This is a genomic window from Sagittula sp. P11, assembly GCF_002814095.1.
Lineage (GTDB): Bacteria > Pseudomonadota > Alphaproteobacteria > Rhodobacterales > Rhodobacteraceae > Sagittula.
Genome location: NZ_CP021913.1, coordinates 4,364,069 through 4,376,288, shown reverse-complemented (window position 1 = coordinate 4,376,288; position 12,220 = coordinate 4,364,069). Strand labels below are relative to the sequence as shown.

Annotated in this window: 1 protein-coding gene (only partly in view); it reads right to left on the bottom strand. The window is 68.1% G+C overall.

What is annotated here, in order from left to right; genetic code table 11:
• Nucleotides 1-12,220 carry the 5' end (the start) of an LEPR-XLL domain-containing protein gene (locus tag CDO87_RS21015; protein ID WP_198521775.1) on the bottom strand. 26,873 nt of this gene lie to the left of the window's left edge, so 12,220 of the gene's 39,093 nt are visible here — the first part of the coding sequence; the start codon lies at nt 12,218-12,220; the stop codon falls past the left edge of the window.

Below are 12,220 nucleotides of genomic sequence, written 5' to 3'. Positions count from 1 at the left end.
TGGCACCGGCACCCGCGCCGCTCAGTGAGACGCTGCCACCGCCGGTGCTGACCCCGAGCGAGGCCGCGACGGCTGTCGCCGTGATCGACCCGTCGGAAGAAGCGTCGAGCCGCATCGCACCGCCGGTGGACCGGACTTCGGAGCCGCCCTCGATCACCGCGCGCGTGGTGTTCTGGATCACGTTCTGCGCGTCGCTCACCGCAACAGTCAGGGATGCGGATGCGCCGCTGCCGCCGCCCACGGAAACCGATGCCGCCACCGCCACCAGCGTGGCGGAGATCTCGGTCGAATCCACGGCGTCGAGCGTGACATCGCCTGTGGCGGTCACGTCGGCATTGCGGATCGCCGCGAGGACGGAGTTGGTCGTTTCGTTGTAGGATCTGGAGCCCGCCCCGGTCAGGGAGGCCGACGCCCCGCTGCCGCTGCCAAGGCTGACACCGACCGACGCCGCGGTGACGATCGCGGTGATGACCTTCTCGGACGACGCATCCATGTCGACCGCGCCGCTCAGTGTCGCATCGACGGAGTCGATCAGCGCTTCGGTCGTGGAGGTGATGGTGTTGTCGGCGACCGACACGTTCACCGCGCCCGAGACGGACACGCTGCTGCTCGACGAAGAGACAGCCAGGCCAACCGATGTCGCATCCGCCGTTATGTTGCCGCTGTCCGTGGCGCTGACCGTCAGGTCGCCCGCCAGGACGGAGTCCGAGTCTCCCCCGGCCGTGTCGGTCACGAGGGCGCGGGTCTCCAGGTTGATATCGTTGAGGGAGACCGCGACGTTAGCGCTCACACCGACCGATGCGCCGCTCTGGGAGGTCGAGACACTCAGCGAGACGCCGAAGGCCGTGGAGTCGATGGAGGCGGTGTTGTCCGCGGTGATCGACACGTCCTGCGTGCCTGCGTTGATCGAGGTATCTTCGGATTCCGCTATGGCGGATGCCGTCACGTCGTTCAGCGTGACCGCGATCCCGAGGCCGACGCCCACCTTGGCACCGGTGCCGCTGCCCACGTTCAGCGCAATGCCGAGAGAGCCGGTGGTCGCGTCGATGCGCCCCGCCTCGGCTGCGTTGATCGTGACCGGACCGGTGGCGGTGATGCTGCTCTGCCGGACGGAGGCCAGCACGGAGGACGTGACCTCGTTGCCGGAACCCGACCCGGCGCCGGACAGGGCCAGCGTGCCGCTGCCGGACGACAGCGATCCCGAGACGGCAAAGGTGAAGGCGTCGATCTCAGAGGTCGACAGCGCCTCGGTCGTGAAGGCGGCGGAGGTGACGGTGGCGGCGTGCACTTCGGCCGTGGTCGTCTTGGTGATGTGGTTTACGGCCATGGCCGCACCGATGGCAACCGCGCCCGCATTGTTGCCGCTGCTCGCGGTGGAGACGGCCAGCGCACCCGCACCGGCATCGGCGTTGATCTTCGCGTTGTCGAGCGCGTTGACGGAAACCGCCCCGCCCGCCGCATTTACCACCTGCACGCCCGAGGGGTTCGAGATGCTGGCGATGGTGGTCGCGTCTATGTAGTTGCCGGACCCGGACCCCGCGCCACCGAAAGCGGTGGAGCTGTTCGAGACGGAAGCCGACCCGGCGATGGTCAGCGTATCGACCTCGGCGTTGTTGATCGCGTCCATGTCCACGCTGGCCGCCGTGATCGGCGTGTCCGTCACCGTGGCCCGGATGGTCTGCGTGATGTCATTCACCGCGACCGACGCCCCGACGGAGCCTGCCGTGGTCCCGCCCTGAGACTGGCCGGTGCTAAGCGCAAAGGCCACACCGCCGGAGTCGGAGGTGATGTCGGAGTTGTCCGCTGCCTGGATGCTGAGCGCGCCGGTGGTGGCGATCTCGCTGTCGGCACCCACCTCTGCCAGTACCTCGTTGTCCACGAGGTTCACCGTCACCGCACCGGCCCCGGCGAACTTGATGTCGCCGCCGCTGGAGCTTTGCTGGTTCGACGACCCGGTGTCCACGACACCCGCAATCGCGATCACCAGCGTGTCGATGTCGGTCGCGCCATGTGCGTCGAGCGTGACGCCGCCGCCCTTCGACCGCAGCGTGTTGTCGCCAAGCGCGGTGCCCCAGACGGACTGGTCGGAATCGATCACCGCGACGGATCCGGTCAGGCCCACATCGCCGTTCAGCGCGAAGGTGCCGCCGCCGGCATCCTGGCCGATGGTGGTCTGGTCCGTGCCGCGAATGGTGATGCCCTGCAGGGCGTGCGCTTCGAGGTTGTTGGCCGCCGCGTCGGCATTCACGTCCACGTCGTCGCCCAGCACAGCCTTCGTCTCGCCTTTCAGGACGGCGATGGTCACGGCCCCTGCGATGCCGATGGTCGTACTGCTGCCGCCACCCGACTGGCTGCTGCCACCGCCGCCGCCGTTCGAGCCACTGTTGTCCGACCCGAGGGAGGCCGACGCCGCGATGGCAAGCTGGTAGAGGGCGTCGTAGCTGGAGGCCGTGACGGCCAGGCCGCGCACCGTCTCTGTCACCGGATCGCCGTTGCTGTCGAAAGTGTCCCCTGCGATCTCGACACCGCTGGCCCCGTTGCCGCGCGCCACTATGTCGGTGCCGTTGCCGATGATCGCCTGCGTGTCATCAAGGTCGACCAGCACGTCGACGGAGATGCCGACCGCCGAACCGCTCAGGCTGCCGCCGCCCGATCCTGCATAGCTGTCCGCGATGGTCTTCGACCGCGCCTGCACCACGACGCTGCCGTCCGCCGCAACGGAGGCTGCACCGTCCGCCGCGTCGAGCGCGTTGTTGATCCGGGCCTGGGTATCCGTGATGTTGACCAGAACGTTTGCGCCACCCGCGCCTGAGGTGCTGTCGCCCGCGCCGACGTTCACCGCGAGCTGGAAGAAGTCCTCGACGGACTGCGCTTCCACGATGATGTTGCCACCGGCCTGCAGCGTCGTGGGTGTCCCCAACGGATCGCCGCCTTCGATGATCGCAAGCGTCGTCGCCTCGTGCACCGTCACGTCGAGACCCACGCCGACACCGGAGCCGCTGGTGGAGAAGCCGAGAGACCCGGCGGAATCGGTCACGCGCGTCTCGGACTCGGCACGGACCGAGATGTCGCCGGTCGTGGCCGTGATGGTCGACCCTGCGCCGACGATGGCGCGCGTGTCGGGTGTGAATACGTTGATGACCGCCGATCCGGCACCCGCATCGGAACCGCTGCCTTGCTGGTCGCCGCCGCCGGAGGCGATGGAGGCCCCGATGGCAAGGCCGGTCACGAAGAGCCCGGTCTCGATCTCGCCGATGCCGAGCGCCTCGGGCAGCACGTCGGGGATCACAATCTCCATCGGGACGATCTCGCTGTCGGCCAGCATGCTGACAGACCCCTGAGCCGTCACCGTGGCACCCGCGCCGATGCTCACATCCGTGTCGATGGGCACGATATTGACCGCCACGGCCGCACCGACGCTGGTGCCGCCATCGCTGCCCGACCCGCCGCCACCGCCGCCGTTGCTGTTGCTCAGCAGGAGCGATGCGCCGCCCGCGATGTTCTGGACGCCGACGCTTTGCCGCGCGGTCATATCCACATCGCCGCTGACCGCGGTCACGGTGGCGCCATCCGCGATGGAGGCGTCCGTGTCGCTTTCGTAGTAGTTGACGCCAGCCGCACCCGCGATGGCGAGCCCGCCGTTCGTGTTGGTGCCGCCGCCGCCCTGGTTCTGCTGCTGGTTCGACTTCTGCTTGACGCCCGCACCCGCCAACGCGACCGTCTGCATCTCGTTCGTCTCGCCGTCGGAGGTCCCGGCCTCCACGGTCAGAGAGCCGGTGGAGATGGTGCCCGCGGCGACCGTGGCCTTCGCCTTCAGCACGGCGACGTTCACCGCGACCGCGGCGCCCACACCTGTCTGGCCGTCGGAGGTGTTGAGTGCCAGCCCGGTGGCGATGGACGACGCATCCGCATCGTTCAGCGCCCGGACCGTCATGTCGCCGGTCGCGTTGATGGTCACGTCCTCGACCACGGCCTCCGCGTCGGAGACGACCACCGTCGCCGCGATGGCACCTGCCACCTGCACCGCTCCGCCGGTGGTCTGCTGGGTCGACTGCTGGGCGTTGCCGCCCTGCCCGCCCGGGTTGGTCGTCTGGGTGGCTGCGGTGTTGTTGCCGCTCTGGACCTGAGAGCCGGGCTGCGGGTCGTTCAGCGTCGCGCCCGACTGCTGGTTCGCCGCACCGGTGGCACTGGCCGATTGTTCGTTCGCCGTGGTGCCGTCGCCGTTCGACTGCTTCTTCTTCGCCCCCTGAGAGCTGCCCTGCGAGACGGTGAGCGCGGTGGTGACGCTGGTGGCAGAGACGGTCACATCGTCCGCCGTCGGTCCGGTTGTCGAGACATCGCGGCCAAGCAGTGCCCGCGTGTCGTCCTCTGCCCAGGCCATGCCAAGCGCGATGCCCACGCCGGTATTGCCCTTGGTGTCGGCGTCTGCCTCGGTCAGCAGGTCGAGCGTATGCGCCGCCGTGACCGAAAGGTTGCCGTCCACCGAAAGGCCGGTGGCCCCTGCGGGTACCGTCGCCTCGGTGTCGTTGAGAGAGACCATCAGCGCGAGGGACCCGCCGACGGAGGTGCCGTCGGTCGCCGTTGTCACGCTGCCCGCCTTGGCCTGTGTGGCCGCGACGTGATCGCTTGTTACCGAAACCGAGAGGTCACCGAAGTCCGCGAGGGTCGCACCGCCCGCGACGGAGGCCAGGACGTCATGCTCGGACACACCGATGGCAAAGGACAGGCCCAGTCCCAGCGACTTGCCGGCGGTGTCCTTGGCCGACAGGGCGCGCGTCAGTGTGTAGGTCGCGGCCTTCGCTTCGACCGTGCTGGCGCCACCGCCCGTGACTGTCAGTTGCGCCGTCTCGCCATACAGTGCCGAGGTTTCGCCAAGCGCCACGTTCACCGCGACGGAGCCCGCGACGCTCGTCTTGCCGCCCGATGCGCCGGACACCGAAGTGGCGCCGTTGCTGTGCGCCGCCTCCGTCAGCTTGTGCGCGTCGCCCGACGCGGCAGAGGTCAGCTCGATGGCCTCGCCCTTCATCGCGTCGTCGCGGCTGGCGGCCAGCTTCAGCCGTCCGTCCGCCTCGACAATGGCAAAGTAGGTCTCACCGTTCGTCAGCCCGCCGATGGCCGCGCCGTCGGTGTCATAGACCACCGCTTCGCCGGTCTGAAGGCCGCCCGGATTGTCGAAGACGATCTCCACCCGCGTCTCGTCGGGGTCGAACTCGACCGGATCGGCGGTGGTGTTCTCCGGCGTCTGTGCCGTGCGCACCAGTTCATGGGCATCGCCCGCGCCCTGGTCCTTCAGGTCGATGGCCTTGCCTTCCTCCGCATCCGACTGGCTGGCGGCAAGCTGGATCGTGCCGTTGTCGCCAAGGATGACGTAGTAGTCCGTGCCGTCGGTCAGCCCGTCGATGGCGGTGCCGCCCGCGCCCATGTTGTAGGTGACCTGCTCACCCGTGGTGAACGCCACCTCCGGCTCGCCCACGAAGATCGTGTCGGCGTCGGTATCCACGGTGGACAGTTCGCTGGCCTCGACCTTCACCTCGCGCGCCGCCATGAGCGCCTGCACGTTGATACCGTTGCCGGTGACTGACGCGTCGTTCATCAGGGCGATGTTGTCGATCTGCGCCACGTTCACAGCGATGGCCGCGCCGATGGTCGTGTCGTTGGAGGTGTTGTTGCCCTGGCTCGCCTTTTTCTTCAGCGTGGCCTGCCCGTCCGCGCGGGCGTTGGCATCGTCATTGGCCTCGGACTTCACAGTGACGGCCCCGTCCGCCTCGACGGTGATCGGGGTGCCCGGTGCGCCGGCAAGAACCGCGCGCGATTCCGTCTGCGCGATGTTGATGCCGATGGCGGCGGCGACGGTCAGTTGGCCGCTGTTGGTCTGCTGGCGGTTGCTGGGGCTGGTGGCGGTGTTGCCCGTGCCCGATGTGGCCGAGCGGTTGTTGGCCTCGGTCACCTGATTGTCGGTCTGGCTCTGGACGCTGCCGCCCGATGTCTGTGCCTGACCTTGGGAATTCGCCTGCTGGGACCCCACGGCAGAGGCGCGCGCGTCTCCACGGCTGACGGTCACGGCGGCGGCACTGACCAGCACCGCACCGCCCGCCGTCACCGAGCGGGACAATGTGGCAACCGCGCTGTCGAAGGTGATCGTCAGGGCCAGCGACGCGCCGATGGCGGCGTTGGTCGCATCTGCGCTGCCGTTGGCGTCGGTGGAGGTGTCGGCATCGAGCGACGCCTTCACAGTCAGGTCGCCAAGGATGGTCAGCTCAGTACCGGAGGGCAGGTCCGCGCGCACGGCGTTCTGCGCCACGCTGATCCCGATAACCGGCGTCACCGCCGATCCGCCCGCCGCCTCTGCCCCGCCCTCGACGCTGGTGGTCATGGCGTGGGTGCCATCGGCCTCGATGGTAAGGTTCTGCGCGCCGGTCAGCGCGGCATTCCCGCCCAGCGACGCCTCCGTCAGCATGTCGGAGACGTTGACGCCGATGGAGACGCCCACGCCGATGGTGTTGCCCGACTTGGTTGAGCTGGACCCGGTACCGCTGGTGCCGCTTGTCCCGCCGGAGGACGAGGACCCGGTCGACTGCGCCTTCTTCGCGTCGGTGGCTGCCCCTGCCACGACCGAGGATTCAGTCTTCGAGACGGATTTCACCACGACGTCGCCCGCGCCCGTGATGGCCACGACCGCGTCGTTCGACACGAGCGCGGAGGTCGACACACTTGGCAGGTTCAACGCGAAGGACCCCGCCACGCCGGTGGAGCCGCCGCTGGCGCCCGAGGTCGCCTTGGCGCCGAACGTATGGGTGTCGTCGTCGCCGCGCTCGAACATCAGCGCCTGAACCGTCAGGCCGCCGGCGGTCACGTCCGCGTCGCCAAGTATCGCGTCGATGTCGGCGGAGCCCCAGTTCAGCGCCACGGCCGCGCCGATGTTGGTGCTGTTGGTGCCGGAGGCCGGGATCGTCGTGGCGCTGCCGTCCGCTTCGGCCTGCGCGTCCATGTTGCCGCGGGCCGTCACCTCCACCGCGCCCGTGGTATTGACCACCGCGCCGTTGTCGATGCTGGCGATCACGTCCATGTCGGCAATGTTGAGGCTGATCGCGGCGGCGACCGTCAGGCTGCTGCCGTTGTTCGACGCGTTCGCCTGGCCCTGCCCGGTGGACGCGGACGACGGGGTCGCCCCGCTGCTGGTCCGGGCCGCGCTCTGGCTTTGCGCCTGACCGGCCTGCGCGCCGGTCTGGTCGTTGACGTTCTGGTTGCTGTTGTCTTCCGGCGCGCCCGTGGCGCTGGCCTGGCTCTCGGTCGTGGAGGCAGAGGCGCCCTCTGCCGTCACCGACACGCCGCCGCCGGTGGAGGTCACGTCGCGCAGCAGTTGCGCCGTAACGTCATCCTCGGCCACGGTCAGTGCGAAGGAAATGCCCACGGCCGCGTCGGTGCCCTTCGTGTCGCCTTTCGCGATGGTCGTGCTGTCCGCCACATGGGTGGCCTTGGCGGTCAGATCGCCGCCGATGGTCAGCGCATCGCCGTCCTCGAACACGGCAGAGGTGTCGTTCATTGCGACGGAGATGCCCAGTACCGGCGTGGCGCCCGTGCCGCCGGTGGACTGCGCGCCGCCCTCGACATTGGTCAGCATCGAATAGGTGCCCGATGCCTCGACCGTCACGTCATCCGGGGACCCGGTGACGGTGTCCAGAAGCGCGCCGCCTTCATAGGTTGCGCGCGTGTTGTGATCCGTGATGTTCAGACCGAAGGAGAAGCCGACCCCGGTCTTGCCCGCCTCGGACTGCTGCGCGTTTGCGTCGACCCCCGCCATCGTCTCGGCCGTTGCCGAAACGGTCAGCGCGCCCACCGCGCCATCGCCGCCGGTGCTGTCCCGCAGGACCGCCGTCGAGGTATCCGCATGGGTTGCGTTGGTGTTCACCTCGGCGACGTTGATCGCCAGCGATCCTGCGATGCCGAGGTCGCCGTCGGACGCACCCGACGTGGAATCCGCTGCGGCGCGGCTGACTGTCTCTGCCAGCTGGTGCGACGTGCCGCTTCCGGCGGAGGTGATCTCGATCGCCTCGCCCTTCAGCGCGTTTTCACTGCTGGTCGCCAGCTTCAGGTCGCCTTCTTCGTCGATGATCGCGAAATAGGTTGTGCCATTGGTCAGGCCACCGATGTCAGTGTCGGTGCCGTTCGTCGTGTAGGTGACCGCGTCACCCGTCCGCAGGCTCGACTTCTCGCTGCTGTCGAGGCCGAACACGTCCGTCGTCGGATCGAAGGTCTTGGCGTCCTCGGTGCCCTTCTGAAGCTGGTGCTCGCCAGAGGCGGCGTTCAGCGACAGGTCGATGGTCACCGCCGGATCTGCGTTTGCGTCCGGCTCCGTCGCGGCCAGTTTCACACGGCCATTTGTGTCTTCGACGATGTAATAGGTCTGGCCGCTGGTCAGGCCGCCGATGTCGTTACCGCCGCTGTTGTTCGTGTAGACCACCGCGTCGCCAGTGCTGAGCCCATGGTCCTCACCCAGGACGATCGTGTCGGCGTCCTCATCCAGCGCCTTGCCCGACTGGACGGTCAGCGGCACGTTGCGGGTTGCGACGCCAGAGCGAATCTCGATCCCGTCGCCGGTCAGCGTGGTGCCCGCGCCGGAGGATGCCAGCGTCGAGACATTGGAATAGGTCAGAGATGCTGCCGCACCTATGGAGCCACTCGTCCCCTGCGACGCGCTGCCATCAGCGTCGGCCAAGGCATCCACGTTCGACAGCGCGACAAGCGACAGGCCCTCATCTGCGGTGATCGACACGCCGTCCGCCGGAACCGTCACCGTGTCCACGTTCTGGATCGTAAGCGAGATCGCCGCCGCAACGGACATCTTGCCGCCGCCCTGACCCTCTGCCGACTGTGTGTCGGTGGTGCGCGGGCCGGAGCCGGTGCGGGCCGCTGCCTGATCGTCCGCGAACCCGGCCTGCTGCGAGGTGGTGTCATCCACGCCTTCAGGGCTGGAGCCGTCATCTTCCGCCGCACCTGCCGCCGACGCCTTGGCGTCAGTACGCGACCGGATCAGGCTGGTGGAGGTCAGCGCGATGGCGCCGCCGGTCGACGCCAGGTCGCGCAGAACGCGGACCATCGAGGTCTGTTCGTCGACCGTCAGGCCGAAGGACACGCCGACGGCTGTGCCGCCTTCCGCATTGCCTTCGCCGGTGGTCTCTGCGCCAGCGTTATGGGTGGCGCTCAGGCCGATGTCGCCGGCAAAGCTGACAGCGCCCGTACCGACACCGATTTCCGCCGCCGTGTCGCTGAACAGCATGGTGATCGCCGCCACCGGAACAAAGGCCGTGCCGGAGGCCCCGCCCGTTGCGCCGCTCTTGGCCACGGTCTCCACGTCCTGATTGCTGGTCGCCGACAGGGTCAGGTCCGCGCCATTGGTGATCGTGGCATTGTCGTCCACACCGGCAAAGGTCTGGTAGTCGATGATCGCCAGCGCGACCGAGGCGCCGACGCCTGTCGATTCACCAGTCACGCCATCCTCGGAAGGCACGGCGCGCGTCACGGTGCGCGTCTCCGACAGCGCCGACACGCTCAGGTTCGATCCGTTCAGGTCCAGTGTCCCGCCCACGGTGGCCGTGACATCGGCGAGGCCCACATGGATGGCCAGCGAACCGGCGACGGCGGTCTTCGCCCCGTCCCCGATGCCGGAGATCGCCTCGATGCTGAAGGTCTCGTCGGCGTCCATGTGCGCAAGGAGCGTCACACCGTTCGCCGCCGTCAGGTCGCCGCCGGTGATCGCCGCGCTGACACTGGAATCGACGATCCCGATGGCAACGCCGATGCCCACGCCGGTCGCACCGCCGCCCGACCCGGTGACGGAGGCGTCCGCCTTCGTCGTCACGCTGTCGGTGCTGAGTGCCGTCAGGGTCAGCGCCTGTCCGCTGTTCACCGTACCGCCCAGCGTCACCAGCGTCACCGGCCGGTAATCCGTCACCGCCACGGCGCCCGCGAAGCTCACGCTGCCGCCCTGACCCGCCGCCTGGTCGCTGGTGTCGCCGTCGTCGTTCGGGTCCTGCAGACGCTGCTCCGACTGGTTGGCACCCGCGCCGTCGTCGGCACCGTCCTGGGTTGAGATCGCCTCGGTCGACACGACCGACGTCAGGGTCGAGGCCAGCGCCACATCGCCGCTGCCCGCGGTGATCGAGGCGGTCGAGGCCACGCTCATGGAGGTGGTGATGCCGATGGTTGCAACCGCCAGAGTCGCGCCCTTCGCGCCTGCCTCGGTCGAGCCATCTGCCTTCGTTGCCACGTTCAGTTCGGACACGGCGCCAAGTGTCACGGCACCGGAGGTCGCGGTGATGGCACTTGCCCCGTCGACGAAGATGGCGCTGTCGCCGTAGACCGCCACGACCGAAACCGCCGCGTCGGCCGTCGTCGAGTTGGTGTCGTCGGCACCCGCGTCGTCCGCCACGGTCACGTCGATATCGGCGGTTGCAGTCGCTGTCACGCTTTCGGCGGACAGAGTCGCCCCGTCGATGCGCACGGCGACATCCGGCAGGGCCACCACGCCGGTCAGGTCGAGCACGCCGGCGCCGGCCAGATCGCCGGTGCCCGCGGAAATGTTCACCGCACCTTCGGCGGTCATGACAAGCGCGCCACCGGCGGTGATGCTGCCCGACACCTCGACGGTCGCCGTGGTCGCCGCGACGAAGAAGCCTTCAAGGCCGATGCCCTGCAGGAACGACGGGGAATCGCCGTCCACGATTACGCCATCGTCCTCGGCCAGCGCATTCAGCGTCACCGTCCCGGTGGAGGTGTGGCTGCCGACTGTCTCGATGTTGGCCGTGATGCTGCCGGTCACGTCTATGATCTCGGCGTTGACGGTCAGGTCGCCGACGGTCAGGTCACCGGCGATCACCACCTGGTCTTTGTCGCCCTGCCCGTCGATGGTCAGGTGGATGTTGCCCAGGTCGACCGGGCCGGAAATCGTCACCTTGTCGCGCGACAGAAACGGGATCGCATCGCCCTGGAAATCCGCGCTGTCGCCGAGGTTGATCGTCAGCGACTCGGTCGGCAGCGTGGCGATGTTGACCGTCTCGAAGGTCAGGCCGGCGGGAATGTTGGGAGGAATGGTGATTCCGAACAGGCTCGGCGTGATGTGCAGGCCCGTACCGTCCTGCGTGATTTCCGCGGTGTCCGACATGCTGGACAGGTCGATGACCCGGTTCGCGGCATCCGAATTGTCGTTGATCGGCTCGAGCCCGGCGTAGTTCAGCGAAACGCCGTCGCGGGTGATGACCCCGGAGTGCAGATCGTAGGCGAGGTATTCGACGCTCTGGAACGATCCGCCATCGAAGACCAGCGTGTCGAAACCGCCGGTCCCGCCGTCCAGCCCGCCAGAGAGGGAACCCCCGGCCTGAACGACGAAAACGTCCTCCGTATCGGCGGCGCCAATCAGCGTCTCCACCGAAACGAAGGACACACCTGCAACCTCGCCGGCATTCTCGCCGGTCACGGTCCAGGTCAGATCCACCGGCGGCCCGGTCACGGCATCGGTCCCTGCGCCACCGCTCAGGAGCACGCGGCCCGCAAGGCCAGTGTCCAGCGACTCGAGGGCGATATCGTCGTCTCCCACCCCGGCATCGACGGTGATAGTCCCGGTCTCGGCGGTGAAGGTGTAAGCCAGCAGGCCGTCCCCGGCGATCGTGCCGATATTGTCGGCCGTGCTGCCGCTGTTGTCCTGGATGCGGATGTTCTGGCCATGCGTCGTCGCGTCGGAATACAGACGGTCCGTCGCGGTGTTCTGGTCGTGCACCGCCTCCGTGCCGGTCAGCGACAGGCTCAGGGTGTGGCTGACGTCCGACATCTTGATGTCCGCCGACCCTTCGCCGCTGATGCTGAGCGTCACGGCATCCAGCGTCGCGCCGGACAGGGTGACAGTGTCCGCGCCGTCGCCGCCGTCGAAACGGATGTCGATGGGCGAAACGAAGCCATCGCTGAAGTCCAGTTCCAGTGAATCGTCGCCTGCCGTGCCCGTAACCCGGACGTAGGTGATCTCCTGCACGAGACGCTGGGCGATGAGGGAATTCGCCTGCTTGTCGTAGAGGTTAATGGATTGCGTCAGGGAGTCGTACTTGAGCAGGTAGTCGTTTCCTGTCGTCATCGACATGTCCGCGAGGAACGGCGCGGCATCGGCCGACAGCAGGAAACGAGGCTCCATCGCCTCCATCTTCAGCCCTGGCAGTTTCCCACCGGGCGCCAT